This is a genomic window from Bradyrhizobium sp. 172, assembly GCF_023101065.1.
GTDB lineage: Bacteria > Pseudomonadota > Alphaproteobacteria > Rhizobiales > Xanthobacteraceae > Bradyrhizobium > Bradyrhizobium canariense_D.
Window position 1 is genome coordinate 2,106,250 of sequence record NZ_CP064701.1, and the last position, 26,625, is coordinate 2,132,874.

Annotated in this window: 23 protein-coding genes and 1 pseudogene; 11 read left to right on the forward strand and 13 right to left on the reverse strand. The window is 65.5% G+C overall.

Going from position 1 to position 26,625, the window contains the following annotated elements; translation table 11 throughout:
* Positions 1–133: 133 nt before the first annotated feature.
* The 4 genes from IVB07_RS09990 to IVB07_RS10005 form a co-directional block, all read right to left on the reverse strand.
* On the reverse strand, positions 134–805 hold the full coding sequence (locus IVB07_RS09990; RefSeq protein WP_018454283.1) for an OmpA family protein: 672 nt from the start codon (positions 803–805) through the stop codon (positions 134–136).
* Positions 805–1,221, reverse strand: a complete 417-nt coding sequence (locus IVB07_RS09995; RefSeq protein ID WP_018454284.1) for a hypothetical protein — start codon at positions 1,219–1,221, stop codon at positions 805–807. The genes IVB07_RS09990 and IVB07_RS09995 overlap by 1 nt, the downstream gene beginning before the upstream one ends.
* Positions 1,222–1,309: 88 nt before the next feature.
* Complete coding sequence (locus IVB07_RS10000; RefSeq protein ID WP_018454285.1) at positions 1,310–1,600, reverse strand: type II toxin-antitoxin system HicB family antitoxin; 291 nt, start codon at positions 1,598–1,600, stop codon at positions 1,310–1,312.
* A gap of 7 nt (positions 1,601–1,607) precedes the next feature.
* A complete protein-coding gene (locus IVB07_RS10005; protein WP_085385100.1) occupies positions 1,608–4,247 on the reverse strand; it encodes a UvrD-helicase domain-containing protein in 2,640 nt (879 codons plus the stop codon).
* Between the two features lie 241 nt (positions 4,248–4,488).
* Between IVB07_RS10005 and IVB07_RS10010 the strand changes: the two genes are divergently transcribed.
* A complete protein-coding gene (locus IVB07_RS10010; RefSeq protein ID WP_007600914.1) occupies positions 4,489–4,662 on the forward strand; it encodes a DUF1328 domain-containing protein in 174 nt (57 codons plus the stop codon).
* Between the two features lie 5 nt (positions 4,663–4,667).
* Here the strand turns inward: IVB07_RS10010 and IVB07_RS10015 are convergent, their stop codons facing one another.
* Complete coding sequence (locus IVB07_RS10015; RefSeq protein ID WP_085385101.1) at positions 4,668–5,174, reverse strand: thioesterase family protein; 507 nt, start codon at positions 5,172–5,174, stop codon at positions 4,668–4,670.
* A gap of 87 nt (positions 5,175–5,261) precedes the next feature.
* On the opposite strand from IVB07_RS10015, the gene IVB07_RS10020 reads away from it, so the two are divergent.
* Entirely contained in the window at positions 5,262–6,686 is a 1,425-nt protein-coding gene (locus IVB07_RS10020) for an FAD-linked oxidase C-terminal domain-containing protein (RefSeq protein WP_085350292.1), read from the forward strand.
* A gap of 50 nt (positions 6,687–6,736) precedes the next feature.
* Positions 6,737–7,099, forward strand: a complete 363-nt coding sequence (locus IVB07_RS10025; RefSeq protein WP_026232706.1) for a hypothetical protein — start codon at positions 6,737–6,739, stop codon at positions 7,097–7,099.
* 6 nt (positions 7,100–7,105) lie between these two features.
* Here the strand turns inward: IVB07_RS10025 and IVB07_RS10030 are convergent, their stop codons facing one another.
* The 4 genes from IVB07_RS10030 to IVB07_RS10045 form a co-directional block, all read right to left on the reverse strand.
* Positions 7,106–8,773 carry a SulP family inorganic anion transporter gene (locus IVB07_RS10030; protein WP_018454290.1) on the reverse strand — a complete coding sequence of 556 codons (1,668 nt, stop codon included), beginning with the start codon at positions 8,771–8,773 and terminating at the stop codon, positions 7,106–7,108.
* 162 nt (positions 8,774–8,935) lie between these two features.
* Positions 8,936–9,202, reverse strand: coding sequence for a hypothetical protein (locus IVB07_RS10035; protein ID WP_018454291.1), 267 nt, complete (start codon positions 9,200–9,202; stop codon positions 8,936–8,938).
* The gene (locus IVB07_RS10040) at positions 9,196–9,477 is read right to left on the reverse strand and encodes a hypothetical protein (RefSeq protein WP_143273231.1); all 282 of its coding nucleotides are present in this window, start codon (positions 9,475–9,477) and stop codon (positions 9,196–9,198) included. Before IVB07_RS10040 ends, IVB07_RS10035 begins: the two co-directional genes overlap by 7 nt.
* A 90-nt stretch (positions 9,478–9,567) precedes the next feature.
* Positions 9,568–9,897: a hypothetical protein gene (locus IVB07_RS10045; RefSeq protein WP_018454292.1), complete on the reverse strand. Its 330-nt coding sequence runs from the start codon at positions 9,895–9,897 to the stop codon at positions 9,568–9,570.
* A 171-nt stretch (positions 9,898–10,068) separates the two neighbouring features.
* Here IVB07_RS10045 and IVB07_RS10050 point away from each other — a divergent pair, with 171 nt between their 5' ends.
* Positions 10,069–10,779: a response regulator gene (locus IVB07_RS10050; protein ID WP_018454293.1), complete on the forward strand. Its 711-nt coding sequence runs from the start codon at positions 10,069–10,071 to the stop codon at positions 10,777–10,779.
* Positions 10,780–10,797: 18 nt separating this feature from the next.
* Positions 10,798–12,144 carry an ATP-binding protein gene (locus IVB07_RS10055; RefSeq protein WP_018454294.1) on the forward strand — a complete coding sequence of 449 codons (1,347 nt, stop codon included), beginning with the start codon at positions 10,798–10,800 and terminating at the stop codon, positions 12,142–12,144.
* Here IVB07_RS10055 and IVB07_RS10060 read toward each other — a convergent pair.
* Together IVB07_RS10060 and IVB07_RS10065 are read right to left on the reverse strand one after the other, a co-directional pair.
* A complete protein-coding gene (locus IVB07_RS10060) occupies positions 12,138–13,634 on the reverse strand; it encodes a caspase family protein (RefSeq protein ID WP_018454295.1) in 1,497 nt (498 codons plus the stop codon). The two genes, IVB07_RS10055 and IVB07_RS10060, sit on opposite strands and share 7 nt — an antisense overlap.
* 43 nt (positions 13,635–13,677) lie before the next feature.
* Positions 13,678–13,992, reverse strand: coding sequence for a hypothetical protein (locus IVB07_RS10065; RefSeq protein ID WP_026232707.1), 315 nt, complete (start codon positions 13,990–13,992; stop codon positions 13,678–13,680).
* A gap of 68 nt (positions 13,993–14,060) precedes the next feature.
* Here IVB07_RS10065 and IVB07_RS10070 point away from each other — a divergent pair, with 68 nt between their 5' ends.
* Genes IVB07_RS10070 through IVB07_RS10080 form a run of 3 tightly spaced genes read left to right on the forward strand, consistent with a single transcriptional unit; the run spans position 14,061 to position 17,967 of the window.
* The gene (locus IVB07_RS10070) at positions 14,061–15,092 is read left to right on the forward strand and encodes a TRAP transporter substrate-binding protein (RefSeq protein ID WP_085350285.1); all 1,032 of its coding nucleotides are present in this window, start codon (positions 14,061–14,063) and stop codon (positions 15,090–15,092) included.
* A 7-nt stretch (positions 15,093–15,099) separates the two neighbouring features.
* Entirely contained in the window at positions 15,100–16,977 is a 1,878-nt protein-coding gene (locus tag IVB07_RS10075) for a TRAP transporter large permease subunit (RefSeq protein WP_018454298.1), read from the forward strand.
* A gap of 12 nt (positions 16,978–16,989) precedes the next feature.
* Positions 16,990–17,967 carry a hydroxyacid dehydrogenase gene (locus tag IVB07_RS10080; protein WP_018454299.1) on the forward strand — a complete coding sequence of 326 codons (978 nt, stop codon included), beginning with the start codon at positions 16,990–16,992 and terminating at the stop codon, positions 17,965–17,967.
* 6 nt (positions 17,968–17,973) lie between these two features.
* On the opposite strand, the gene IVB07_RS10085 is transcribed toward IVB07_RS10080, so the two are convergent.
* Entirely contained in the window at positions 17,974–19,107 is a 1,134-nt protein-coding gene (locus IVB07_RS10085) for an ABC transporter substrate-binding protein (protein WP_018454300.1), read from the reverse strand.
* Between the two features lie 349 nt (positions 19,108–19,456).
* Here IVB07_RS10085 and IVB07_RS10090 point away from each other — a divergent pair, with 349 nt between their 5' ends.
* The 3 genes and pseudogenes from IVB07_RS10090 to IVB07_RS10100 all read left to right on the forward strand — a co-directional run bounded on the left by IVB07_RS10090 (position 19,457) and on the right by IVB07_RS10100 (position 25,976).
* The gene (locus tag IVB07_RS10090; RefSeq protein ID WP_247376513.1) at positions 19,457–21,847 is read left to right on the forward strand and encodes an EAL domain-containing protein; all 2,391 of its coding nucleotides are present in this window, start codon (positions 19,457–19,459) and stop codon (positions 21,845–21,847) included.
* A gap of 100 nt (positions 21,848–21,947) precedes the next feature.
* Positions 21,948–23,240, forward strand: coding sequence for an MFS transporter (locus tag IVB07_RS10095; protein ID WP_018454302.1), 1,293 nt, complete (start codon positions 21,948–21,950; stop codon positions 23,238–23,240).
* 151 nt (positions 23,241–23,391) lie between these two features.
* Positions 23,392–25,976, forward strand: a pseudogene (locus tag IVB07_RS10100) (EAL domain-containing protein).
* Between the two features lie 65 nt (positions 25,977–26,041).
* Here IVB07_RS10100 and IVB07_RS10105 read toward each other — a convergent pair.
* Positions 26,042–26,326 (reverse strand): hypothetical protein, encoded by a 285-nt coding sequence (locus tag IVB07_RS10105; RefSeq protein ID WP_143273233.1) that lies wholly within the window; start codon positions 26,324–26,326, stop codon positions 26,042–26,044.
* Positions 26,327–26,625 lie beyond the last annotated feature (299 nt).

The window sequence follows — 26,625 nt, forward strand, 5'->3', positions numbered from 1 at the left end:
AGCCTATAGCACCTGATAGGGCGGTGCACAAACCGGCGTAATTGTCGCGCGAAACCGCGCTGTTGCGCTGTGAGACAGGTCACAAAAGAAACGTGACTTCAAAGGGTTGCGTCAGACGCCGTGGCGCGTCCGCTCAGCGCTTCTTGGCGGGCTTTTTCGCTGCAGGCGCAGGTGTCGCAGCCGGATGCGCAGGCGCTTCCTCCGGTACCTTGGCGTAGGTCAGGATTTGCAACTGGGCGTTGGCGGCTGAGGTCGGCCTGGCCCGGTCGAGAAACTGCTCCTCGCCGAGGCCGATCGGATGCAGCCGCTTGGTCGAGATCTTGAACGTGTTCACCAGCACGTCGCGTATCGCGTCCGCCCGGCGCTGGCTCAGGATCGCGTTGGCCTCGCGCGTCTTCGCGTTGGATTCGACATGGCCGACGATCAGGAACGTGTAGGGCAGCAGCGAGGCATGGACCAGCGCATCGGCGAGGCGGCCGACGGTCTGGTAGGACGCCGGCTGGATGATCGGCGTGTCGGCGTCGAACTGGATCTGCGCAGTGAAGGTCGGCAGATTGACCAGATCAGGCGCGATCAGCGGCCGGTTCACCGGACCGGGATCGTTCTTGATCCTGGCCTTGGCCCGCTCCATCACCTGCAGCTTCAGCGCGGGGAGATCGATCTCGGCGGCTTGTTCGAAATGGTTGAGCTTGCCGACGATGTCGTCGCGGGTTGGCGGCGCCGTCTGCGCTTCCGCTGTGCCCGCGAGCAAAGCGAGGCCGAGCGCGATGCATATTCCGGCGGTGGAAAGCCTCGTCGCTGGCATCACCGATACCCCGCGTCGTCAACGGCCTTCAGGCAATTGTTGCTGATGCCCTTGGGCGTCGAGACCAGGCAGGGGACCGCCTTGCTGGTCTCCTTGGTCGAGCCGCCGCAGACCTTGACGATCTCGCGCTGGCAGACGTTCGCCACGGTGACACGGGCTGCGACGCGCTTCTGGATGGCGTCGAAGGCACCGAGATAATCGCTCTGGCACTGCTGCGAGAGCACGTCGCGGTTGCGCGAGAGGCACTCCTTCAGGCGGGTCGAATCCGGGTTGACGCCGCGGCAATTGGCGACGATTTCCGCGCCGCAACTTTTCGCCAGCAGCCCGATCGCATCGCCAAAGCTCATGGTCTCCGCCGCCGCAAGCGACGGCATACCCAATGCCAGCAAGATCAGTGTGATGGAGCCCCGGACCATGGCCGCATCTGATACGGGGAAGTTCACGGTGGTCAAGGGCTGTTCGGACCTGAACTGTCGAGAGTCCGACCAGTGCGGCGAACAGTCCTCACTCCGTGGCCTCAGTGAGGGGTGGCCATTCGATCAGGGCGACCGTGTGCTTCCCGAGCTCGTCGGCGACATCAGGGTCGGCCTTGAGCTCGTCCAATGTCCGCGGCGGGGGAAGCTGGCGGCCGTCCGCGGTCAGTTCCTGTGCATAGAACGCGAGTGCCTCGGGCGCATTCTCCAGGGCCTCATCGACGTCGTCGCCGCCGGAAATGCAGCCGGGCAGGTCCGGAAACCACACGCCGACGGCTTCGTCCGGGCCGGCGTCCTCGATGATGGCGATGTAGTGCGGCATGCAGGCCTCACGCCCGCTGCACAAAACTGTCCACGACCTTCTTCTCCCCCGCCTTGTCGAAGGCGATGGTGAGCTTGTTGCCGTCGATCTTGGTGACGCGGCCATAGCCGAATTTCTGGTGGAAGACGCGGTCGGAGAGGGAGAATTCCGAGGTCGTGCCGGTGGATTTGGCCACCAGCTCGCCCTCGATCGTCAGCGGCCCGCGGCGGCGCGAGGAGAAGCTGCCGAAATCGGGCGAGGACGACTGGGACGAAAACGACGAGGCCTGTTCCTCGAAACTGCCGCGGCCGCCATTGCCGCCGCCACCGCCGCCGCGATTGCGATTGGCCTGGGCGCGCTGCCAGCCCGGGGTCGAATAGGTGGAGCCGAACGCTTCCATGTCGTCGAAGCGGGAGGCGCCGTAGCCGCCGGTGCCGCCCCAGGCCGAGCCGCCCTTGGATTCCGTGATCTCGACATTGGCCGCGGGCAGTTCGTCGAGAAAGCGCGAGGGGATCGTGGTCGACCAGGTGCCGTGGATCCGGCGGTTGGTGGCAAAATAGATTTTGGCGCGGCGGCGGGCCCGGGTCAGGCCGACATGACCGAGCCGGCGCTCTTCCTCGAGGCCGGCGCGGCCCTGTTCGTCCAACGTGCGCTGGCTCGGAAACAGGCCTTCCTCCCAGCCGGGCAGGAACACGTTGTCGAATTCCAGCCCCTTGGCCGAATGCAGCGTCATCAGCGACACCGCGTCCTCGTCGGCGCCGCTGTCGCGGTCCATCACCAGTGAGATGTGCTCCAAAAACCCTTGCAGGTTCTCGAACTCCTCCATCGAGCGCACCAGCTCCTTGAGGTTTTCGAGCCGACCCGCGGCGTCCGCCGAACGGTCCTTCTGCCACATCTCGGTGTAGCCGCTCTCGTCGAGCACGATCTCGGCGAGCTCGGTGTGCGAGGTGACCTCGCGCTGGGCGCGCCAGCGGTCGAACTGGGCGACGACGTCGCGCAAGGAGCCGCGCGCCTTCGGCTTCAGCTCATCGGTCTCGACCACCGCGCGCGCCGCCTCGAACAGCGGGATGCGGCGCTTGCGGGCGTGATCGTGCAGCATCTGCACGGTGGCATCGCCCAGGCCGCGCTTGGGCGTGTTGACGATGCGCTCGAAGGCGAGATCGTCGGCCGGTGAATTGATGACGCGGAGATAAGCCAGTGCATCGCGGATCTCGGCGCGCTCGTAGAAGCGCGGGCCGCCGATGACGCGATAGGGCAGGCCGAGCGTGACGAAGCGGTCCTCGAACTCGCGCATCTGGTAGGAAGCGCGCACCAGAATCGCGATCTCGTTGAGCTTGTCGCCCTGGCGCTGGATCTGCTCGATCTCCTCGCCGATGCCGCGGGCTTCCTCTTCCGAATCCCAAGAGCCTGTTACCGTGACCTTCTCGCCGTCCTGGTCCTCGGTGCGCAGCGTCTTGCCGAGCCGGCCCTCGTTGTGGGCGATCAGGTGCGAGGCGGCGGCGAGGATGTGGCCCGTCGAGCGGTAGTTGCGCTCGAGGCGGATGACCTTGGCGCCGGGGAAATCATGGTCGAAGCGCAGGATGTTGTCGACCTCCGCGCCGCGCCAGCCATAGATCGACTGGTCGTCGTCGCCGACGCAGCAGATGTTTTTGACGTGGCGCGTCTGCTCCTTCTCCCCGCTTGCGGGGTCGCGACGAGCTTCGCTCACGCTGAGAAGGTCAGGATGAGGGGCTGCCTCCACGAGCTCAGCTTGCTGAGAGTCCCCCTCACCCGGATCGCTCGGGCGCGCAATTGCGCTGCCGGGCGATCCGACCTCTCCCCGCACGCGGGGAGAGGCAAAAGAAGTCGGCGCTTGGGACAGCAGCCGCAGCCACAGATATTGAGCGACGTTGGTGTCTTGATACTCATCGACCAGGATGAATTTGAAGCGCTGCTGGTACTGCCGCAGGATATCCGGGTGCTCGCGGAAGATGCGGATGTCCTCGAGCAGCAGATCGCCGAAATCGGCGGCGTTCAGGATCTTCAGCCGCTCCTGGTAGCTCGCATAGAGCTTGCCGCCCTTGCCGTTGGCGAACACGGCGGCTTCGCCCGACGGCACCTGCGACGGCGTCAGGCCGCGGTTCTTCCAGCCGTCGATCAGCCCGGCCAGCATGCGCGCCGGCCAGCGCTTGTCGTCGATATTGTCGGCTTGCAGAAGCTGCTTGAGCAGTCGGACCTGATCGTCGACGTCGAGCACGGTGAAGTTCGACTTGAGCTGCGCCAGCTCGGCGTGGGTGCGCAGGATGCGCCCGCCGATGGAGTGGAAGGTGCCGAGCCACGGCATGCCTTCGACGGCATGGCCGAGCATCTGACCGAGCCGATGTTTCATTTCGCGCGCGGCCTTGTTGGTGAAGGTCACCGACAGGATTTCGGATGGGCGGGCGCGGCCCTGGCTCAGGATGTGGGCGATGCGCGTGGTCAGCACGCGGGTCTTGCCGGTGCCGGCGCCGGCCAGCACCAGAACCGGCCCGTCCAGCGTCTCCACAGCCTCGCGCTGCTCCGGATTGAGCCCGGACAGGTATTGCGGGCCTACCGAGGCGCGCGCACGCGCGGCGATGCCGCCGGCTGCGGGCTGGTGGTCGGGGACGCTCTGGGACGTGATCTTGCTCGGCTCGGTCATGCGAATCATTTGCCCCACGTTGGCACCGCGGGGTGGTGAAAGGGGAGCCTTCTTAACAGGGATTGGTCCCTATATGGGGCCGCGGACAGGGGTTTTCCACGTGCGCCGAAAGCCAATTTGTTCCTGTCGGTCAGGCGAATTTCCGGCTTCAGCGGCCCGGAACCATTGTTCCGAGTTGGCCATTGGTTCTGCAAGTGAGGCGCGTCAGCCGCGCCGATCGCAGACAGACATCGAAACAGAGGTTCGGATCATGCTTAGCTGGGTAGTTACGTTTCTGGTTATCGCCCTGATCGCCGGTATCCTGGGCTTTGGCGGCCTCGCCGGCGCGTCGATCGAAATCGCCAAGATCATCTTCTTCATCGCAGTCGTGTTGTTCCTGGTCTCGGCCGTTGTCGGACTGGCACGGGGTCGTAACAGGGTTTAGCGCGCTTACCGCTTCGAGGGCATCGCCACGTTCCGGCCGATGCCCTCGGGCCGCGGGACGGCGCTGTGGGCCTTGACCACCGCTGCGATGCGCTCACGGATGTCTGGGGGAAAAGCCGCCACCTTTCGTGAGCCCATGTCGATGTGAAGCGACATGTTTTCCGATGTGGCGGACAGCCATCCTTCGGTCGCGTGCCGCAGCTCCTGGAAGGTGTGCAGCCGCTTGTCGTCGGCTTCCAGCAGCCAGACCGAGACCTGCACGAGATCGTCGAGGTGGATTTCGCGCAAATACCGCACGTGGCATTCGGCGGTGAAGGTCGAGCCGCCGCGCTCCTTCATGTAGCCCGGTCCGATCCCGAGCGTCAGCCACATCTGGTCGATCGCGCGGTCGAACATCACGTTGTAATAGGCCATGTTGAGGTGGCCGTTGTAGTCGATCCATTGCGGCTCGATCTGCATGATTGACGAGCGGAACGGCACGCCCTCGATCGTTGTGGCAGCAGTCTCCGGCATGTGTCCTTCCCCAGCTATGCGTCCGGTCGCTTGACTTGACCGGTGAGATGTCCTTTGCCACGGTTCGTCTCGTCGGGAGGAACGTCCGTGGGTACGACCATCACCAATAATCCGCCGCGGCCGGCGCCGAAAGCCCTCGCGAGCGCGCTGGAGCAACTTGCCGCGCGGTTCGGCAACCGCCTCATCACCTCGCAAGCCGTCCGCGAGCAGCACGGCCATACCACCACATGGATCGTGAACCAGCCGCCGGACGGCGTGGTGATGGCGCAGGAGACTGCCGACATCCAGGACGTGGTGCGGATCTGCGCGAAAAACGGCGTGCCTGTCATCGCCTTCGGCACCGGCACCTCGCTCGAGGGCCAGGTCAACGCACCCGCCGGCGGAATTTGCATCGACCTGCGCGACATGAACAAGGTGCTCGCGGTGCATGCCGAGGACCTCGACTGCGTGATCCAGCCCGGGGTGACCCGCAAGGCGCTCAACGAGCATCTGCGCGACCAGGGCCTGTTCTTCCCGATCGACCCCGGCGCGGACGCTTCCCTCGGTGGCATGGCCTCGACCCGCGCTTCCGGCACCAATGCGGTGCGCTACGGCACCATGCGCGACAGTGTGCTGGCGCTGAAAGTGGTCCGCGGCGACGGCGAGATCATCACGACCGGCACGCGTGCGAAGAAATCATCCGCCGGCTACGACCTGACGCATCTGTTCGTCGGCGCCGAGGGCACGCTCGGCATCATCTCGGAGCTGACCATCCGCCTGCGCGGCATCCCCGATACGATCGCGGCCGGAGCGGTGTCGTTCGAGACCGTGCACGGGGCGTGTCAGGCCGTGATCCTGGCGATCCAGACCGGCATTCCCGTGGCGCGCATCGAGCTGCTCAACGCCGCGCAGGTGCGGGCCTGCAACGCCTATTCGAAGTTGACCCTGCCCGAAACGCCGCTGCTGCTGATGGAATTCCACGGCAGCGAGATCGAGGTCGCCGAACAGTCCAAGGCCTTCGGCGAGATCGCCAGGGATTGCGGCGGCGGCGACTTCTCCTGGACCACCAAGCCGGAGGATCGCACAAAGCTGTGGCAGGCGCGGCACGACGCCTATTGGTCGGTGAAAGCGCTGCGGCCCGGCGACAGCATCGGGGTGGTCGCGACCGACGTCTGCGTGCCGATCTCGCGGCTTGCCGAATGCGTCGGCGAGACCGAGGAAGATCTCAAGCGCCTCAACCTGTTGTCGCCGATCGTCGGCCATGTCGGCGACGGCAATTTCCACTGCTCGCTGGTCTGCGACACCAACGATGCCGACGAGATGGCGCGCGGCGAGGAGTTCATGCATCGGCTGGTCGAGCGCGCGCAGGCGATGGACGGCACCTGCACCGGCGAGCACGGCATCGGTCAGGGCAAGCAGAAATACCTCAAGGCGGAGCTCGGCCCCGAGGCGATCGACGCGATGCGGGCGCTGAAAAAGGCGCTCGATCCGCAGAACATCTTCAATCCCGGGAAGATCGTACCGGAGGCGTAGCGCGCGGCGTGGCCGCCGTTTATGCTCGCTCCCTCACCACGGAGCAGGCAATGCAGTGGTTCGCGCGCAAGACGCGTCAGGACGTCTGGGACGAAGCGATCGAACGGCCGCTCGGCGACATCGAGGCCGCCGAGCGCATCCGTGCGATCTGTGACGCCGCTGCGGCGAGCGCGGCAGGTAGCGCGCGCAGCGACAAGCGCGACAGCGAGCGCTACGAGCGCGCGGCGAAAGTCGCGATGGAAATCGCGATGAAGATCTCGGATGGACTGATGCGCGACGACGCAGTCCGTCGCATCGTCGATCTCTGCATGAAGGCGAACGACCTCAAGACGGCGCAAATCCTGTTTCGCGCGATCCATGCCAGCTGGATCCGCGAAACGATCCAGCGCGATCACCCGCCATTGGCGCAGTGAGCCCAGTTATCGCGCCAACTTCCGCACGGCCTCGTCGACGCTGTGGAAGACACGCTCTCTCGGCAGGGCGTCGAACAATCTAAACCGCTCGAACGCGTCCTGCGCGCGCACTGATTCCAGCCGGGCCAGCGCGACGGTGACGCCCTGTTCGCTGCACGCCCTGAACACGTCCAGCAGGATCTGCGCGGCGGTGAAGTCGATCTCGACCATGCCGCTCGCCTCCAGCACCAGCAGCTGTGGCGGCATCGTGCCGAGCACCTTGATCACGTCGCTGCGAAAGCCGGGCGCGTTGAGGAAGGACAGCGGCGCCTGCAGCCCGAGCACGGCGACGCCGGCGATGCGCTCGCCGGCGATGTGCGGATGTGCCGGCCACCAGATCGTGGTGCCCGGCACGCGCTCGAACTCGACCAGCCGCGCGCGCGTCGTGCTCCAGATGCCGTGCAGCAGCGACAGCACGATGCCGAGGAACGCGCCTTGCTGGATCGGCAGCACGATGATCAGCGCGGCGGTGGCGGCGATCAGCAGGAATTCGCTGGGGGATTGGCGATAGATCGTGACGATCTGCTTCACGCGGATGATGCGCAGCGCGACGAACAGCAGGATGCCGCCGAGGGCTGCGTCTGGAACGTGCTGCAGCAATCCCGTTCCAAACGCGAGCAGCGCCAGCACGATCGCAGCGGCGGCGAGACCCGCGAGCTGCGATTGTCCGCCGGTCTCGGCGACAATGCCCGTCCGCGGCGGGCTGGCGTTGACCGGAAACGCGCCGAACAGGCCCGACAGTACGCAGCCTACGCCCGCGCCGAGAAAATCGCGATCGACATCGGCCGGCTTGTCGGGATCGGACGGGAATGAGCGCGTCGTCGCCGCGGTCTGCACCATCACCACGACCGTGATGACAAAGGCGAGCGGCACGAGGCGGACCCATTGCTCCGGTGCAAGCTCGGGGAAGGTCGGCCGCGGCAGCGTCCCCGGCACGAGGCCTACGACATTGACGCCCTTGCTCTCGAGGCCGAGCGCGATCGTGGCCAGGGTCGCGGCGACGAGCCCGATCAGCGCGCCCGGAATTTTTGCGCTGATCTTCTCGGCGACGAAGACCACGGCCAGCACACCGAAGCCGATGCATAGCGTGAAGGGATTGGTGCGGCCGAGCTCGCTTGCGAGCACACCGATGCGATCGAGCGTCGGCCCGTTCGGCGAGTCCAGGCCCAGCACGCCCGGTAATTGCGACACGATGATGTGGACGGAGATGCCGGCGAGGAAACCGACCATGACGGGCACGGACAAGAGATTGGCGATGCCGCCGAGGCGGAAGGCGCCGCCGGCCAGCATCATTGCGCCGACCATCAGTGCCAGCGCGATCGCGAGGCCCTGATACTCAGGCGAGCCGGCGGCGGCCAGCGCCGCCAGCCCGCCGGCGAAGATCGGCGTGATCGTGGAATCGGCGCCGCAGGACAGGAAGCGGTTTCCGCCGAGCATCGCAAAGCCGAGCGATCCCGCCATGAAGGCGAAGAAGCCGATCTGCGGCGCGAAGCCGCCGAGCCGCGCCGTGGCCATCTGCTCTGGGATCGCGATTGCCGCGAGCGTCAGGCCGGCCATCAAATCGCCCGGCAGCGAATAGGACGCGAGTGAGCGAAACAGCGGCCATGATGTTGCGGTGTGAGCGTCCTGCGCCATCAGCAGCGAATCCCCGAAGTGTTCCGTTGGTCGACCAGACCACAGCTGCCGGTCGTCGGCAAACATGGGGTTGCCGGCCTCGCCTGTATATCGTGCGACACCGCAGGGCTCGCGGCACTTATCGCGTCTGCGAGCCCCACGCGCACTCCCGCGAGGCACGCCCTATGGCTTCGACGCCTGCGCCTGCTTCAGCGCGCTCTTGCAGCCATCCGACAGCTGGTTGAAATGCTCGATCATGCACTGCTTGACGCGGCCGCCTCCCGGCATGATGCCGGAGCACAGCGCGCGCATGTCCGCGGTGCACGCTTGGCGTATCTCCTGTCGCGGTTGCTGGGCGGACGCGGCGCCCGCGGACGATATCGCGACCAACGCGGCGATGATGGCCGCGATCGCGCGTCGCAGCTCCCGTAGCTGTACAGGTCTCACCATGCGCAGACCCTCCGCACGCCGAATGGCGTGCTGGTCCACCAACAGGCCCCAGGATAGGGAGGCGCCGCATAGGCATAGGGTGGATGGGCGTAGGGCACGATGGTCCGCCGGCACAGGCCGTTGGCCGTCAGGTGCCAGCCGGGTCCGCAGCCGCCGCTGACTTCGGTGAGGCCGTCGGACATGCCGGGGTGAGGGCTGGGGGTGAAGGCTAGCGCGGTCGAACCTGCGGCCAGTGCGGCTGCCGCGGCCGACGCCAAGATCGTCAATCGTCGCATTCGAGATATCCATGCTTGCAAGTTGGAGGAAGGCAGTCCGCGGCCAGTGTTCTGACCCCGGCCGGAATTCACGGTCGTGCGGCGCGAGGGTCAGTACCGGTATCCGTAATAGGGATGAGTCCCGACCGTGCCGCTGCGCGTCACGCTGTTGCCGTTCGGACCCGTCGTGGTGCGCGTGTAGTCGAATGCATGCGGAGCGACGCGCGTGATGCTGCCGCTGCGTGCGATCGTGCCGCCATAAGGTCCCGTCACCGAAGCCGAACGCGAGCAGGTTCCGCCGGCGCATCCGCCGCTGGCGCTGCCGTAGTAGGTACCTCGCCAAGTCGTGACGCCGCCGCTGCGAACCCAGGCGTTTGCACCGGAGGCTCCCGTGAGGGCCAGCACCGTTGCGAGTGATAGCGAAGCCAGAATGGGTTTCATCGGATACTCCTGTTTGTGAGGACGCGCCGGAACGAGACCGGTCGCCGCATGGGGCCAATCTCGCCTCGATCTTTTGCCGTGATATTGCCGGCGAGGCCGGAAGTGTAACGTTTTGTAACGAGTGACGGGGTCGCCACATTCCTGCCAGCGGGCTGCTCGATAGAGGCCGCGATGGACACTCGGACGATCATGATCGTGGAGGACGACCGCGAGATCCGCGCGCTCTTGGCGGACCTGCTGACGCGGGAGGGCTATGCGCCGGTTTGCGTCGAGAACGGCGCGGCGATGGACCGGGCGCTGATGCAGGCATGCCCGGATCTCATCGTGCTTGACATCATGCTGCCGGGCGAGGACGGACTGTCGATCTGCCAGCGCCTGCGCAGCAAGAGCCGCACGCCGATCCTGATGCTGACGGCCAAGGCCGACGATGTCGACCGCATCATCGGCCTGGAGCTCGGCGCCGACGATTATCTGCCGAAGCCTTTCAATCCTCGGGAATTGCTGGCGCGCATCAAGGCCGTCTTGCGGCGTGTGGACGGCCCGCTGCAGATGCCGCCGCCGCGGCGAATTGCTTTCGGCAGGCTGGTGGCCGATCTCGACGGGCGCAGCCTGACCAACGACCAGAACCGTGTCGTCGAGTTGACGGCAGCGGAGTTTGATCTGCTGGCATGTTTCCTCGAACGGCCCAAGCGGGTGCTGTCCCGCGACCAGTTGCTCGACTGGACACGCGGCCGGACCGCGGATCCGTTCGACCGCGTCATTGACGTGTCGGTTAGCCGGCTGCGCCGCAAGCTCGTCGCCGCGGATCCCAAGGCTGCGTTCTCGATCAGGACCGTGCGCAATGGCGGCTATCTCTTCAGTGCTGACGTTCGCCCGCTCTGAGCACGGAGCCTGTGCGGAATGAGCAGGCTTCACATCGCCGCCCGCCTCGGCCTTATCGTCGTCGGCGCCATCATTCTCGTGCAGTTGCTGTCGGTCGCCATCTATTTGGTGGAGCAGCGCGGCCGCGGCGAGCCGTCCGGATTTGCCGCTTTGCTCGCGCAGGTCGCCGCCTTGGCGGAGGCGATCGACAGGGTCCCGCGCGACGATCGCGACCTGGTGCTGCGCGCGGCCACGACGGCGCGATTTAAGCCCGTCGTGCGTCAGGACGTGCCGCCCAACCCGTTGCATGGCCGTTTCCTGGGCAGCGCGGAGCAACGGTTGCGCGCGCTGAGCGGTGTGCCAGCGGAGCGGCTGGTCGCACTGTCCTTCGTCAACGTCAGGGACGGCCAACAGGTGGCCCGCTTGCGTGATCTCGTCACCTCGCGCCTGCAAGCTGTCATTGAACTTGCTGGCGGCGGCTATCTGGTGATCGAGACCGCAGGTGAGCTCAGCCTTCGCCTGCTCGGCATTCCTGTCGGCCTGCTGGCCGGAATTCTCGGCTTCGTCGTCGCTTTGGCGGCCTTGCTCGCGGTCCGCCACGAGACCAGGCCGCTGTCCGAGTTGACCGTCGCCATCGAGCGCTTCGGCGCTGCCATGGAGACCATGCCGGTCAGCGAGCGGGGTGCTCCCGACGTCCGGGCGCTGATCCGCGCCGTCAACGCCATGCAGGCGAACATCGCCGAACTGCTGCGCAGCCGCACCCTCGTGCTCGGCGCGATCAGCCATGATCTGCGCACTTATGTCACGCGGCTGCGGCTACGTCTCGAGCTGCTGCCCGAAAGCGTGCAGCGGGACAAGGCAACCGTCGATCTCGACGACATGCAATCGCTGATGGATGATGCGCTCGCCTTTGTCCGCGCCTCGTTCGCAGGCCCGTCGGCGGAAACCGTCGATCTTGCCCGCGTCGCGCGGACCGAGTACGAAGCGCGCAAGGGCGCCTGCGCAGCGCTGACGCTCACCTGCGAAGATCCGGCTCTCCTCATCCGCGGCTCGGCTGCGGGCATGGCTCGGGTCGTTGCCAATCTCGTCAACAACGCGATCCTCTATGGTGGCGCCGCGGACATCTCGTTGTACGCCGAGACCGATGTGATCGAACTCCTGGTCGAGGACCGCGGGCCGGGAATCCCGGTTGACGAACGCACCCGCGTATTCGATCCATTCTACCGGCTGGAGACCTCGCGCAGCCGCGAGAGCGGCGGCGCAGGATTGGGACTCACAATCGTGAGGCAAGTTGTCGAAAGCAACGGCGGCACGGTCGCCATTGAGGATCGTCCCGGTGGCGGCACCCGTGTCCGCGTCCGGCTGCCGCGCGAGCGGTCTCAGTAACGGCTGCGGTAGCCATCGCCGTGTCCCGGGCCGCCGTAGTTGCCGCCTCGACCGCCCATGCCCATGCCAATTCCGATGCCTATTCCGACACCTAAGGCTTCTGGCGGCGGGCCGCGATCCGGTGGCGGCGCGCGCTCGTAGATCACCTCATCAGGCGGCGGCCGGCGCGGCCTGGGCGGCGTGTCGACCACCTTGCGCTTCGGCGGTGTGTCGTCGACGCGCTTCTTGATCACAGGCGCGATCGTCGGGTTGATCGGCGAAGCCGGTGGTGTGGGCGTCGAGCACGGGCAGGTCGGGGCCATCGCGACGGCGACCGGGGCAGGAGCGGCCGCGACCGCGGCAGGCAAGACGTAGTTGCGGTTCTGCACGCGGAGCAGCAGCCGGCGTGCGGTCGCGGCCAGATCGCTGTTGTCCCAGTTCGCCAGATACGCCTCGAACGAGGCGCGGGTGTTGATCGCGGTGGCGCGCTCCCACGCCAGCATCTGGCGCCGGCGCTCCACAATCGTGCGCAGCCGCGGCGTACGGGTATCCTGAGCGTACAACTCGATATAGGCCTGATACGCCGGCACGGTGTCGTCGGTGATCACTATCTCATAGGCGACCATGGCCGGCTTGCCCTGCAAATCCTTGCGCCAGTCCTCGAGGCTGCGCGTGCCGCTCGCAAGTGCCATGGAGGATGCGCCAGGAAGCGCAGTCTGACTGCCGCTGCTGTCGCCGCCGAAGAACTTGAAGTCAGTCGTCAGCGACGAGCTTTCCCAGGGGATCTGGCGTCCGTCGGTCGATTGCGCCACGGCGACGCGAATGCGCTTGAACACTTCCTCGATCGGCAGATTGGGCTGCTTGGCGACGGTCAGCGCCGCGGTGGTATAGGGGCTGTCGATGCCGGAGCCATCCTCGGCTTCGGAGCCCGGCGAGGTCGAATAGGAAATGAAGGAGCCCGGCGCGCCGGCCTTGGTGTCGACGATCGCAAGCCCGTGTCCGGCGCCGCTGAGCGCAGGGAAGGGATTGTTGCGGCAGGCATCGAGCATGAAGATGCGCGCCCGCGTCGGCAGTGCGCCGAGCGTGTTGAGCAAATCGTTCAGTCGCACACCCTGCAGCGGAATGTCGGCTTCGCGCTTGGGGTCGAGATCGACGGGAACGAGATAGTTCTCGCCGTCGATCTGGAGGCCGTGGCCGGCATAGAACACCAGCGCGACGGTGTCGGCGCCGCTGGCGCTGACCTTGCCGGCGAAATCCGAGATCGCCTGACGCATATCGTTTTGCGCCAGATTGGATGCCGTGGTGACGGTGAAGCCGGCATTGCCGAGCAGCTCCGTCATGCCCTTGGCGTCGTTGGCTGCGTTGGGGAGTTCCGGCACGGTGCGATAGGCCGATTGGCCGATCACCAGTGCGAGCCGCGCTTCGGCCGCGGCCCCCGTCGGCATCGTCAATTGCGTGAGCGCGAGAAGAGCGGATGCAAGAAACAAATTGCGAAAGACTGGACGGCGCATGGTGTCACCTCCATCGGCAATGCGCGCGATGATGTCACCTTTTCTAGGTGGCCGCCATGCGTCTGTCTGTGCACTGGATCACGTTGAGCTGCGGCAAAATGGGGCAGAAGGTCTGCCAGAGCTGGTGCGGCATCGTTCTGGCGCCATCCATGTGAATTGCGCATTGATCCATGCGCCAATTGGATCGATGCCCAACGCTGCGCGAAAGCATCTTCTCGCGCATCGGCCCCATGCCGATCTGATCGAGAATCCCGCAAAAACATGGCTGTTTTGCCGCGCGCTGATGCCGTTGATCCTCGCGACACGCCGCTTTGCAACGGCCGGCCGCAAGCCTTGCCTGCGCCGTCGCTTTGGCCATACAGTCCGCGCAACGGGCTGCGGCAACGACCGTTGCTCGAAAAACAATAATTGGGGAGAAACCGCATTATGTCCATCGTGCCCGTGAACCGTCGCGCGTTCATCAAGTCGTCGACGGGACTTGCTGCCGGCCTCGTGCTTTCCCCCGCACTCATCGGCCGCGCCGAAGCCGCGACGCTGAAGCTGAAATGCTCCTCGTCGCTGCCGAACGATCCCAAATTCGCCAACGGCCGGGTCTACTACGACAATCTGGTGAAGAACCTGAAGGCGAACGGCCTCGGTGAGCAGGTCGAGGTCGCGTTCTTTCCCGACAACCAATTGGGTCAGGAAATCGACGTCATCAACTCAGTGAAGCTCGGCGTCATCGACCTCATGGTGTCGGGCTCCTCGATCTCGGCGAATCTGGTGCCGCTGGTCGGCACCTACGACCTCGGCTTTCTGTTCTCGAGCTTTCCGCAGCAGACCAAGGCGTTCGACGCTGGCGCGGCCAAGCCGATCGAGGACGCGCTGCTCAAGGGCAGCAACATCCGCATCATCGCCTGGGCCTATAATTTCGGTTCACGCAGCGTACTTGCGAGGAAGCCGGTGAAGACGCCGGAAGATCTCGCCGGTCTCAAGATCCGCACGCTGCCAAATCCCGTCATCACGGAATGCCTGCGCCTGATGGGAGCCGCCGCGACGCCGCTGGCGTTCGGCGAAATCTACACGGCATTGCAGGCCGGCGTGCTGGACGGGCTAGAGCACGACCCGCCGACCATCCTGGCCAGCAAGTTCTTCGAAACGGCGAAATTCTATGCATTGACGCAGCACAATTTCTCGCCGCTCGCGATCTATTTCAGCGACACGACCTACAATCGCATGGATCCGAAGCTGCGCGAGGGATTTCTCGATGCCGCGAAGAAGGCTGCGGCCGACACGCGGACCCACGGGCTCGCCGTCGAGAAGGAAGCGCTGTCGGCCTTGACCGAAAAGGGCGTGACGGTGGCCGAATGCGACCGCGAGGCGTTCAAAAAGCGCGTCGCGCCGCAGATCGAGAACTTCATGAAGGCGCGGCCGGAATCCAAGGCCGTGATCGACATCATCCGCGCCACGCAGGCCTGACGTGGCAATGACAGCTGCCGTACCTCTCTCGGGCGGCCGCCACGGGAGCATCGCCCTGCTGCTTCGCTTCAGCGACGCGATCGCGGCCATCCTGCTGGCCACGGATCTCGTCGTCGTCTGCGGTTCCGTGCTGCTGCGCTTCTGCTTCAACGCGCCGGTGGAGTGGTCCGACGACGTCGCGCGCGGACTGATGGTCGGATCGGCCTTCTTCGGCGCGGCGAGCGCGCTCGCGCGCGGCGAGAATGTCGGCGTCTCTTTCTTCCGCGATCTGGCTCCGGTACGGCTGCGCGCGCTGGTCGACGCCGCGAGCGCGCTGCTGGTGGTGCTGATTTCGGGCTACGTCGCCTACAACGCCATCAAGCTCGGCTCGCTGACGGCGGGCCAGACCACCGGATCCGGCCTGCCGCTGGAGCTGACCTTCTACCCGATGGGCGCCGGCGCGCTGTTCATGACGGTGTTTGCGATCGACCAGCTCTGCGCCAGGCCGCTCCCTGACATCGTCAGAGGCCTCGTCGCGATTGCCGTCGTGACCGGCCTTTATCTCGCCTGGGATTATCTGTCGCCCGCCACGGTGCCGTCGGCGGGCACGCTGATGCTGATCGGTTTCTTTGCGACGTTGGTCGGTGGCTTGCCGATCGGCTTTGCACTGGCGCTGGCCGCGCTGATCTTCATCTGGGTCGAGGGCGCGCTGCCCGGCGTGATCTTCGCCCAGCAGATGGCGCGCGGCATCGACAATTTCGTGCTGCTCGCGATTCCGTTCTTCATTCTCGTCGGCTACCTCATGGAAGCCAACGGCATGTCGGTGCGGCTGATCGAGCTGTTGCAGCGCGGGGTCGGCCGCATGCGCGGCGGTTTGAACGTCGTGATGGTGGCCTCGATGGTGCTGTTCTCCGGCATTTCCGGCTCGAAGATGGCCGACGTCGCCGCGGTCGGCTCCGTGCTGATTCCGGCCGCGCGCCGCTCCAAGCAGAATCCGGGCGGCGCCGTGGCGCTGCTCGCAGCCTCCGCGGTGATGGCGGAGACTATTCCGCCCTGCATCAACCTGATCATCCTGGGCTTCGTCGCGAACCTGTCGATCGGTGGTCTGTTCGTCGCAGGGCTGTTGCCCGCGGCGCTGATGGCGCTGGCCTTGATCGCCGTCTCCATCATCTTCGGCAAGACTCCAATTGAGACTCCAACTGAGTCTCCAGCTGATGCCGAGGTCATCGCGCCGCAGATGCCGGTGTCGGGCCTGTGGAGCGGCGCGATCGCCTCGTTCGGCCTGATCTTCATGATCTTCTTCGGCTTCAAGAGCGGCTTTGCCACCGCCACGGAAATCTCGGCCTTCGCCGTGGCTTATGCACTCGTCGTCGGCAGCGTGGTGTTCCGCGAACTCAGCTTCACATCGGCTGCGCACAGCTTCGTCCAGGGAGCGACGCGCGCGGGGCTCGTGCTGTTCATCGTTGCCGCAGCGCAATCGCTGGCGTTCACGCTGACCCTGCAGCAGGTGCCGCATGCGGTCGGCGATTTCATGCTGGGATTGTCCAAGACCAGCGGCACCTGGCTGTTCATCCTGCTCGCGATCGGCGTGCTGATCGTGATGGGCTCGGTGCTGGAGGGGGCGGCCGCGCTGATCATCTTCGGGCCGCTGCTGCTGCCGGTGGCCGTGCAGCTCGGCATCGATCCCCTGCATTTCGGGGTGGTGCTTGTGATCGCGATGGGCATCGGCCTGTTCGCGCCGCCGCTCGGGCTCGGGCTTTACGGCGCCTGCCTGATCGGCAATGTGCCGATCGAGCAGACGGTGAAGCCGATCATGGGCTATCTCGGCCTGTTGTTCCTTTGCCTGCTCGTGATCGCGTTCGTGCCATGGCTCAGCACGGCATTGCCGCGCGCGTTCGGCTATTGAGGGAGTATCGCCGTGAAAGTCCTGCTGGCCCACACGCCGGAGATGCGCCGCAATTACTACGGCGATCGCAGCCTGAACGGCTTGCGCGCGACCGCCGAGGTGATCCTGCACGAGAGCGATGAGACGCTGGTCTCAGCCAGCCTCGTGCGCGCTGCGCAAGATGTCGACATCATCGTGGCCGATCGCATGACCGAGGGACGCGGCGAGATCTTTGCGCAACTGCCGCGCCTGCGCGCCTTCGTCCGCTGCGCCGTCGACATCCGCAACGTCGATGTCGAGGCGGCCTCGAACGCCGGCGTGCTCGTGACCCGCGCCGGGCCTGGCTTCGTGCAAGCCGTTGCCGAGCTCGCGGTTGGCTTCATGGTCGATCTCTCCCGCGGCGTATCGCGAGCGACGGCCGATTATCACGCCGGCCGCAAGCCGGAAGCGCGGATGGGCCGTCAACTCGCCGGCAGCAAGATCGGCATCATTGGCTATGGCAGCATCGGGCGCTATCTCGGGGAAATCGCCAAGGTGATGCGCATGGAAGTGCTGGTCGCAGATCCCTTTGCGACCGTGACCGACGGTGCCATCCGGCAGGTCAGCCTCGACGAGCTCCTCGCCGCGTCCGACTATGTCGTCTGCCTTGCCATCGCCAACGAGCAGACCGAAAATCTGATCGGCGAGGCGGCGCTGGCGCGGATGCAGAAGCATGCGGTCTTCATCAATCTCTCCCGCGGCAACCTGGTCGACGAAGCGGCGCTGGCGAAGGCGTTGCTTGAAAATCGAATCGCGGGTGCCGCGATGGATGTGGGCCGCGCGCCCGACCAGATGCCAAGCCCGGAGCTTGCGAAGCTTCCCAACGTCATCGCCACGCCCCATGTCGGCGGCCTGACGCCGCAGGCGATCGAATATCAGTCGCTGGAAACCGTGCGGCAGGTCGAAGCGATCGTCAAAGGCGAGATCCCGCAAGGCGCCGTCAACGCCGACCGCTGGACGCGGCGGCCGTGATCTGCTCTATAGCCGGTCCACAGCTTTGAACGTCCCGTCCTTCTGGATCACCGTCAAAAACACCTTCGGCGGCGCGTCGAGCATGCGCATGCCGACGGTGATGGTGCTGCCGCTGATGTCGAAGCGGCCGACATCGTTGATGGTGCGCAGCAGGCTCGCGCGCGTCGGTTGCGGTCCGGCTTGTTCCAGCGCCGCGGCCGCGAGACGGCCGGCGATATAGCCTTCGAGCGCCACGAAATTCGGTGTCAGCGCCGGGTCGAACGCCGTCTGCGCCGCCTGGTAGTCGGCGACCAGCTTAAGCGAGCGGTCCCAGGGAAACGGCACGACCTGCGTGACGACGACGCCTTCGCCCTCGGGGCCGAGCTCCTTGGCGAGCGCAACGGCGCCGACAAAGGAGATGTTGACGAAGGTCGGATTGGCGCCGCTGCGGTGCGCGAGCTTGATGAACTCGGCGCAGGGACCGTAGGTCCCGACCATGACGATCGCCTCGGGTTCGACGCGCTTGATCGTGCGCCAGGCCGACGCGACGGCGCGGGTGTTGCGCTCGAAGGTGCCTTCGGCGGCGAGCTCGAGGCCGCGCCTGGCAAGCGCGCGCTTCACGCCGGAAAGACCGTCGCGCCCGAACGAGTCGTCCTGGTAGAAAATGGCGATGCGGGTGAAATGGCGATCCTCGGTGAGATGCTTGACCCACGCCTCGGCCTCGGCGCCATAGCTTGCACGGATGTTGACCACGTTCGCAAGCTCGAAGTCGCGCAAGAATTCAGCGCCGCTGAAGGGACCGATGAAGGGCACGTTCCTGGCGCTGGTGATCGGTATCGTCGCCACCGCGGTCGGCGTGCCCACCGCGCCGATCAGCGCGAACACCTTCTCGTCCTCGATCAGCCGCAGCGTCTGCGCCAGCGAGCGGTCGGGGTCGTAGCCGTCGTCACGGCTGATGAGCTGGAGCTTGCGGCCGTGGACGCCGCCTTTGGCGTTGATCTCGGTGAAGGCTGCGACAATGCCCTGCCGCATGCGCTGTCCGAGTGTGGAGGAGGGACCCTCGAGCGCTGCGGCTTGGCCGAACAGGATCGCATCCTCGCTGACGCCGATCTCGTCGGCTTTCGCCGGCAGCATGATTGCTGCCAGGACGGCGACGGTCATGACGATGCATGTCGCAGATCGAGATCGATACATCAGAAAAGTCTTGCTGGGTGCGGTGAGTAGCTTCGTGAAAGCTATCGCCACGGGATGAATCGGCGATGTATCGACGGCTCCGTACTACTCCGGGGAAAACCGGCAACTTGCTTCGACAGAGCCCGCATCATCCTGCACTTCATTAACTAAACCGGGTAATGCGGAAAAGCCGGGTTCCGAAATTGTGCAGTTCTTAACCGCGGTCCTGTTCCGATAGTGGCTCCGGCGGCTCAACCAGAGGTTCGGTTGAGCGGGACAGGGGACGGCGGTTTTTGGAATGGGCGGTCGGGATCAGAACGATCAGGATCGGGGGCGTATGACCGGATGGTGGCGTGCCGCGCCGCTGCTCGGGCTCTATCGCCCTGCGCTCGTCGCAGTCGGCGTCGGTCTTCTGTTCTCGGTCGTGGCTGCAGCCGCCGTGGCGCGATGGGAAGGCCGCGTCAACAAGATCGAGTTCGAGAACGCGGCCGAGACCGAAGTGATCGTCATGCAGAACGGCATGAGCGAGTACATCTCCAGGCTCGTCGCGCTGCGCACGCTGTTCGAATCGACCAATCAGGAGATCACCCGCAGCGAATTCGAGACCTTCAGCGCCCGCCTGTTCGAGCGCCATCCCGGCATGCTGCGCATCTCCTGGGTGCCGCGGGTGAACCGCAAGGAGCGCGCCGAATACGAGGCCGCGGCGATCACGGACGGCGTGTCCGGCTATCGCATCAAGTCGCTCCAGGGCGATGCGTTCGCGACCGCGCCGCAGAGCGACGAATATTTTCCGGTGTTCTACTCGACCCAGCCGAAGACGTCTCCAGTCTACGGAATGGACTACGCGACCGTTCCGGAGCGCCGCGCGGTCCTCGAGCGCGCGCGCGACACCGACCGGATAGGGGCCATTCGCACCCGCCTCTACGAGCCGAAGGAGGGCGGCCGGTTGCCCGACGTCCTCGTCGCCATTCCCGTCTACGCCAAGGGAACGTCGCGCGACGCGGTCGTGGACCGGCGCCGCAATCTCGCCGGCTTCGTCGTCGGCGTCTTCGACCTGCCGCTGCTGATCCAGTCCATTCGCGTGACCACCGGGGCAAGCCCCGCGGTCAGCGTCAACGTCTATCCGCCGTTCGCGGGTCAGATCGTCGGCCTGGAGCAAATGCTGCCGGATTACTCGTCGGCCGCGACGGCGCCGCAGACGATGCGGGACGTCGCGCTAGCCCTGCACTGGTCGGGCAATCTCAAGATCGGCGACACCGATTGGCAGGTGCGGGCGGTTCCGGCTGCCGGCGGTCCGCTGGAGACGACTTACGATCGCGCGGGTGCGGTGCTGATCGTCGGCATGCTGCTGACGCTGTCGCTTTCGACCTATCTCATGCTCGCAACCCGCAATTCGCAGCGGCTGTCACTGGCGAACCGGCGGGTGCTCGAACTCGCCCAGACCGACATCCTGACCGGATTGCCGAACCGCGCTTTCTTCCTGGCCCGGCTCGACGAGCTCAAGGGCCGTTTGAAGGACGCCGGTCCGACCTTCTCGATCCTGATGCTCGACCTCGACCGCTTCAAGAACGTCAACGACTCGCTCGGTCACGGTGCCGGCGATGCGCTGCTGCGTCAGGTCGCACAGCGGCTGAAATCCGCTTTGCGCACCAGCGACGTGCTGGCCCGGCTCGGCGGCGACGAATTCGCCATCATCCAGGAAGCTTGCGAGGATCAGCGCGTCTGCTCGACCGAACTGGCGGGGCGGATCGCCAAGCTCGTGGCCGAGCCGTTCCTTCTTCCCGGACACCGCGTCGAGATCGGTACCAGCATCGGCATTGCGATCGCGCCCGATCATGGCAGCGATCAGGAGCAGCTGCTGAAGAAGGCGGACCTGGCGCTCTACCGCTCGAAATCGTCGGGCCGCAACTGCTTCACCATCTACGACAAGGCGATGTCGGCCGAGCTCGAGGCGCGCAGCACGCTGGAAGGCGATCTGCGCGACGCCATCGCGCGGTGCCAGCTCGAGGTGCACTACCAGCCGTTCGTCGACGCCCTCAGCGGCACGCGGCGCGGCTTCGAGGCGTTGGTGCGCTGGCGGCATCCGACGCGCGGCTTGATTGCGCCGGACCAGTTCATCCCGCTTGCGGAGGAGACCGGGCTGATCGTGCCGCTCGGCGAGTTTGTGCTGCGGCGCGCCTGCGCGGACGCGGCCGGCTGGCCGTCCGATCTTGCGGTCGCCGTCAACCTGTCGCCGATCCAGTTCAAGGAGGCCGAGCTGTTCGAGATGATCAGCGCGGCGCTCGCCGATTCCGGATTGCCGCCGCCGCGGCTGGAGATCGAGATCACGGAATCCGTGCTGCTGGAGCGTGGCGTCGAGAACCACGCCTTCATGGAGCGGCTGAAGAGCATCGGCATCGCGCTCGCACTCGACGATTTCGGCACCGGCTATTCGTCGCTCAGCTATCTGACCGCTTTCCCGTTCGACAAGATCAAGATCGACAAATCGTTCATCCGGAACCTCACGCATCAGCCGCGCAGCTCCGCCATCATCTCCTCGATCGTGACGTTGGCGCGCGGGCTGGACATGTCGGTCACCGCCGAGGGCGTCGAGACCCGCGAGGAGTACGAGCGGCTGAAGGCGCTCGGCGTCAATTTCGCGCAAGGCTATCTGTTCGGCCGCCCGCAGCCGATCGAACGGATCCTGTTCGACGCGCCCGCCAAATCGTCGCAACGCGACGCGGCCTGAGGGCGGCCGCCCAAGGATCGCTCAATGAGGCATGCGCGAAAAGCGCTTGACCCGGGCAGTCCTGGATGGTCGGAAGGACCGTCCAGGGATGAAACACACAATGCGGCTTCCGTTCTTCTACGGCTGGGTCGTGGTCGCGGTGACCTTCGTCACCATGGCCATCGGCGTCAACGCGCGCACCGCCTTCTCGCTGTTCTTCCCTCCCATCATCTCCGAATTCGGCTGGGAGCGCGGCGTCACCGCGGGCGCCTTCTCCTTCGGCTTCGTGGTGTCGGGCATGGTCAGCCCGCTGATCGGCCGGCTGATGGACCGCGCCGGCCCGCGCGCGGTGATGGAGCTCGGCGTCGTTCTGATGGGCGGCGGATTGCTGCTCGCGCCGCTCACGAGCCAGCCATGGCATCTCTATGTCACCATCGGCGTCATGGTCGGCGCCGGTTCGGTGTGTCTCGGCTATTCCGGGCAGTCGTTGTTCCTGCCGAACTGGTTTATCCGCACGCGCGGCCTCGCCATCGGCATCGCCTTCGCCGGGGTCGGCATCGGCTCGGTCACGCTGCTGCCATGGGTGCAACACATGATCGAAGGGACCGGCTGGCGCACCGCCTGCACGGCGATGGGCCTGATGATCCTGATCGTGCTGGCGCCGATCAATCTGTTCCTGCATCGACGTCCCGAGGATATCGGCCTTCGGCCTGACGGCGATGCGGCCCCGGCCGCAGGCGCCGCAAAACCCGCCTCCAACGTCGTCGATCCCGTCTGGGCCGGGACCGAATGGACACTCCGGAAAGCGGTCGCCACGACACGGTTCTGGTGGATCGCGCTCGGCTATTTCTGCGGCCTCTACATCTGGTACGCGGTGCAGGTGCACCAGACCAAATTCCTGCTCGACATCGGCTTCAGCCCGGGTGTCGCGGTGTGGGCACTCGGCATCGTCAGCCTGCTCGGCATTCCCGGCCAGATCCTGCTCGGCCATGTCTCCGACCGGATCGGGCGGGAATGGGTGTGGGCGATCAGCTGCGCGGGTTTTGCGATCTCTTTCGCGGCGCTGATGGCCCTGAAATTCCAGCCGTCATTGTGGCTGGTCTACCTCATGGTGTTCACGCAAGGCGCGCTCGGTTACGGCCTGACCTCGATCATGGGCGCAGTGGTGTTCGAGATTTTTCAGGGCAAGCACCAGGGCAGCATTTTCGGCACGATCATGCTGGCGGCATTGGCCGGCGGCGCTGCCGGTCCCTGGGTCACCGGCTTGCTTTACGATCGGGTCGGCGACTACACGCTGGCCTTTGGCGTCGCCATCATCGTGAGCGGATTGTCGGCGCTCTCGATCTGGCAAGCTGCGCCCCGCAAGGTGCGCGCCGTTGCCGGCAAGCTTCAGGTGGAAACCGGCGCCGAATAGGTTCCGTGCGCGCCCAATTACCTTCGTTTCTTTCGCGGAATGTTAATCATGTCGCGTCTTGGCGCGGTGCGAGGGGACTGCAAAAAGGACTTGGACACCATGGTGGCGCTAGCGTCGGTTGCATATTTTCCCGATGCCTCCGGGTCTAGCGATGTCCGCCTCCGATTGTGCCATGACAGAAACTCCGGAAGTGCTGTTGGCCGCGCTCGAACGCGCCGACGAGGGCATCGTCATCGTCGACAGCGCGCATCGCATCACGCATTTCAATGCCGGTGCGGAGCGGATTTGGAAACTCGCACGCGCTGATGTGCTCGGTCACGACGCCGAAATTCTCACCCTCAAATGCCTTCAGGCCGATCCGGTTGCAGAATTCCGTGACGAGATCAGCCTCGTGCGAAACGACGGCAGCCGCATCCGGGCGGCCATCTCGCTTTCATCCATTGCAAGTGAAGGCATCACCTATCGCATCGTGTTCGCGCGCGACGTCACCGCGAATGCCGAACGCCGCGCCAGGATCGGGCTTCTCCACGCCGTCTCCGACCAGACCAACCGCGCGGTGCTCATCACCGACACCGACCAGAGCATCGTCTACGTCAATGCCGCCTTCACGACGCTGTTCGGCTACACCAGCGAGGAAGCCGAGGGCCGCCGTGCCAGGGGCCTGCTCGCCGGCCGCCACACCGATCGCAAGGCCGTTGCGAAGCTCGTCAAGCGCCTGATGGAGGGTGGCCACCGCGGCGAGGTCGAGATGCTCGCCTATGACAAGGACGGCGAGGAGATCTGGGTCTGCGCCCGCATCGATGCCTTCCGCGACAGGAGGGCCAGGTCAAGCACATCTTCGCGCTGCTCGAGGATATCACCGAGACCAAGCAGCTGCGCTCGCTGCAGCAGCTCATCATGGGCGCGCTCGCCGACGAGGTTCCGATCGGCGAGATTGCCGACCGGCTGTGCCGCCGTGTCGAGCAGATCGCGCCCGACGTCGTCTGTTCGCTGCTTCATATCGATGCCGCGGGCCTGATCCATCCGCTCGGCGGCCCAAGTCTGCCCGAGGACTATTCCCGCGCACTGGACGGCGTTGCCATCGGCCCCAATGTCGGCTCGTGCGGAACCGCGGCCTTCTACGGCGAGCCGGTGCTGGCGACGGATCTGGAGACCGATCCGCGCTGGCGGCCGTACAAGGCGATGCCGCTCGCGATTGGCCTGCGCGCATGCTGGTCGACGCCGGTCAAGGCCAAGGACGGACGGGTCATCGCCACGTTCGCCTTCTACTACCGGGAGCCGCGCGCGCCGAGCAATTGGCATCGGCGCATCGTCGAGGCCTGCGTCAATCTCGGCGCTTTCGCGATCGAGCGCAAGGAAGCGCGCGCCGAGATCGCGCGGCTCGCCTATCACGATATCCTCACGGGCCTGCCGAACCGCGCGCAATTGCGGCGCCTGATCACCACCGCCATCGATGCCTGCCCGACCGGCAGCCACGTCGCGCTGGCCTTCCTCGACGTCGATCATTTCAAGGACGTCAACGACACACTCGGTCATGCCGCCGGCGACGAGCTCCTGATCCAGCTCGCGCAGCGCCTGCGCGAGCAGATCGGGCCCGAGGACATGCTGGGGCGACTCGGCGGCGACGAGTTCGTGATCCTGCTGCCGCAGCGCAACGCCGAGGGTGCCGAGCGCGTCGCGGCCGGAATCACCGAAGCGCTGGCCGCGCCGCTGCGGCTCGGCTCCAGGCAACTGCAGATGTCGGCGAGCATCGGCGTCAGCCTCTATCCCGATCACGCCACCGACATCGACACCCTGATGCAGCAGGCGGACGCGGCCATGTACATGGCCAAGCAGGCCGGCCGCTCGACCCATCGCCTGTTCAGCGCCGAGATGAACGGGCTCACCGAGCAGCGGCTGGCCTTGATTGCGGCGCTGCGCCGCGCCATCGCCGAGGGCACGCTGACCCTCCGCTATCAGCCGCAGATCCGCAGCTGCGACGGCGCGATCCATGGCGTCGAGGCGCTGGCGCGCTGGCACGATGCCGAGCTTGGCGACGTCTCGCCGGCAAAATTCATCCCACTCGCCGAAGAGTGCGGCCTGATCGAGCAGATCGGCCTGTGGTCCGTGCGCGAGGCCTGCCGGCAGATGGCGAGCTGGCGCCGCGCTGGGCTGAACATTCCATCCGTGTCGGTGAACCTGTCGCCGATCAATTTCCGCAACGTCACGCTGGCCGCGCGGCTCAAGGATATCCTCGCCGAATACGATCTGGCGGCGGATGCGCTGATGCTCGAGATCACCGAGGGCGCGTTCATGCAGGACAGCGTCGCCGCGCTCGAGACGATGAACGCGATCCGGGAGCTCGGCGTCGGGCTTTCCGTGGACGATTTCGGCACCGGCTATTCCAGCCTCAGCCGGCTCGCCCATCTGCCGATCCGCGAGCTCAAGATCGACCGCAGCTTCATGCGCGACATCGAGCGTGACGCTGGCGCGCTCGCGATCGCCACCGCTGTGGTGCGCGTCGGGCAGGGCCTCGGCATGACTGTCGTCGGGGAAGGAGTTGAGACCGAGGCGCAGCGCAAGGTGCTGGCCGAGCTCGGCTGCGACGTCGTGCAAGGCTTCCTCTACGCGCCCGCGCTCGCGCCCCTAGCGTTCGAGCGCTGGCTGATCGAGCACTGCGCCGAGCAGGCGCGGGCGATGCTCGCTCGTCTCGACATTGCACCGGCCGGCGCGACCGCGGTGAAGCGGTCGGCGTAGGGCGTCTACTCTCGGAGCCGCCACGGCAGCAACGACCGGCTAGTCATCGAAATCAACGAAACGCGTTACTTCGATCGTGTCTGGTTTGATTTTGCTCGGCATTGACGCGGCAATGCATAGTGAACGGTCAGCAGGCTTTCGTTCCTGTCATCGAAAATCAAATGATCGGTCAAGGCCATTTCCGCGCGCATCGCGTTGCAGCAGAAGATCATCCATCGATTGAACGTGGGCAGCTGGCTCATGGAGCGGTAAAGCTCGCCACACTCGATGGTCAGGTTCGGCCGGCCTTGCGCGTTCGCCAATTCGAGCCGGGATCGAATCTCTTGCCGGAAACGATCCGTTGAAACCATGCGACATCCGATTGCCGAAAACCCTTCTGAGAGGGGGATCAGCCGGCCAATAATGAAATCGAGCGAGGAACCCCGTCAACTCAGACGCCAGGCCGCGTGACCATAGAGCAATGCCAACACAAAGATACAGCTAATAAAGCCGATCGGATTGATGCGCTCGTCTCGCTATTGGGTGACGGCGTTCCTATATGCTCGAGATCACCGCCCGCCCTTGGCAGTTATCGGTGACTGAGAGCATTTCGCTCCCGCCTCAACCACGCAGGCGGTCGCATGTCCGATATCCCAAAATACAAATCTCC

What these genes read in the sequence shown, in the direction of transcription:
- IVB07_RS09990 (WP_018454283.1), bottom strand. Translation starts at nt 805, where the DNA reads ATGCCAGCGACGAGGCTTTCCACCGCCGGAATATGCATCGCGCTCGGC.
- IVB07_RS09995 (WP_018454284.1), bottom strand. Translation starts at nt 1,221, where the DNA reads ATGGTCCGGGGCTCCATCACACTGATCTTGCTGGCATTGGGTATGCCG.
- IVB07_RS10000 (WP_018454285.1), bottom strand. Translation starts at nt 1,600, where the DNA reads ATGCCGCACTACATCGCCATCATCGAGGACGCCGGCCCGGACGAAGCC.
- IVB07_RS10005 (WP_085385100.1), bottom strand. Translation starts at nt 4,247, where the DNA reads ATGATTCGCATGACCGAGCCGAGCAAGATCACGTCCCAGAGCGTCCCC.
- IVB07_RS10010 (WP_007600914.1), top strand. Translation starts at nt 4,489, where the DNA reads ATGCTTAGCTGGGTAGTTACGTTTCTGGTTATCGCCCTGATCGCCGGT.
- IVB07_RS10015 (WP_085385101.1), bottom strand. Translation starts at nt 5,174, where the DNA reads ATGCCGGAGACTGCTGCCACAACGATCGAGGGCGTGCCGTTCCGCTCG.
- IVB07_RS10025 (WP_026232706.1), top strand. Translation starts at nt 6,737, where the DNA reads ATGCAGTGGTTCGCGCGCAAGACGCGTCAGGACGTCTGGGACGAAGCG.
- IVB07_RS10030 (WP_018454290.1), bottom strand. Translation starts at nt 8,773, where the DNA reads ATGGCGCAGGACGCTCACACCGCAACATCATGGCCGCTGTTTCGCTCA.
- IVB07_RS10035 (WP_018454291.1), bottom strand. Translation starts at nt 9,202, where the DNA reads ATGGTGAGACCTGTACAGCTACGGGAGCTGCGACGCGCGATCGCGGCC.
- IVB07_RS10040 (WP_143273231.1), bottom strand. Translation starts at nt 9,477, where the DNA reads ATGCGACGATTGACGATCTTGGCGTCGGCCGCGGCAGCCGCACTGGCC.
- IVB07_RS10045 (WP_018454292.1), bottom strand. Translation starts at nt 9,897, where the DNA reads ATGAAACCCATTCTGGCTTCGCTATCACTCGCAACGGTGCTGGCCCTC.
- IVB07_RS10050 (WP_018454293.1), top strand. Translation starts at nt 10,069, where the DNA reads ATGGACACTCGGACGATCATGATCGTGGAGGACGACCGCGAGATCCGC.
- IVB07_RS10055 (WP_018454294.1), top strand. Translation starts at nt 10,798, where the DNA reads ATGAGCAGGCTTCACATCGCCGCCCGCCTCGGCCTTATCGTCGTCGGC.
- IVB07_RS10060 (WP_018454295.1), bottom strand. Translation starts at nt 13,634, where the DNA reads ATGCGCCGTCCAGTCTTTCGCAATTTGTTTCTTGCATCCGCTCTTCTC.
- IVB07_RS10065 (WP_026232707.1), bottom strand. Translation starts at nt 13,992, where the DNA reads ATGGCCAAAGCGACGGCGCAGGCAAGGCTTGCGGCCGGCCGTTGCAAA.
- IVB07_RS10070 (WP_085350285.1), top strand. Translation starts at nt 14,061, where the DNA reads ATGTCCATCGTGCCCGTGAACCGTCGCGCGTTCATCAAGTCGTCGACG.
- IVB07_RS10075 (WP_018454298.1), top strand. Translation starts at nt 15,100, where the DNA reads ATGACAGCTGCCGTACCTCTCTCGGGCGGCCGCCACGGGAGCATCGCC.
- IVB07_RS10085 (WP_018454300.1), bottom strand. Translation starts at nt 19,107, where the DNA reads ATGACCGTCGCCGTCCTGGCAGCAATCATGCTGCCGGCGAAAGCCGAC.
- IVB07_RS10090 (WP_247376513.1), top strand. Translation starts at nt 19,457, where the DNA reads ATGACCGGATGGTGGCGTGCCGCGCCGCTGCTCGGGCTCTATCGCCCT.
- IVB07_RS10095 (WP_018454302.1), top strand. Translation starts at nt 21,948, where the DNA reads ATGCGGCTTCCGTTCTTCTACGGCTGGGTCGTGGTCGCGGTGACCTTC.
- IVB07_RS10105 (WP_143273233.1), bottom strand. Translation starts at nt 26,326, where the DNA reads ATGGTTTCAACGGATCGTTTCCGGCAAGAGATTCGATCCCGGCTCGAA.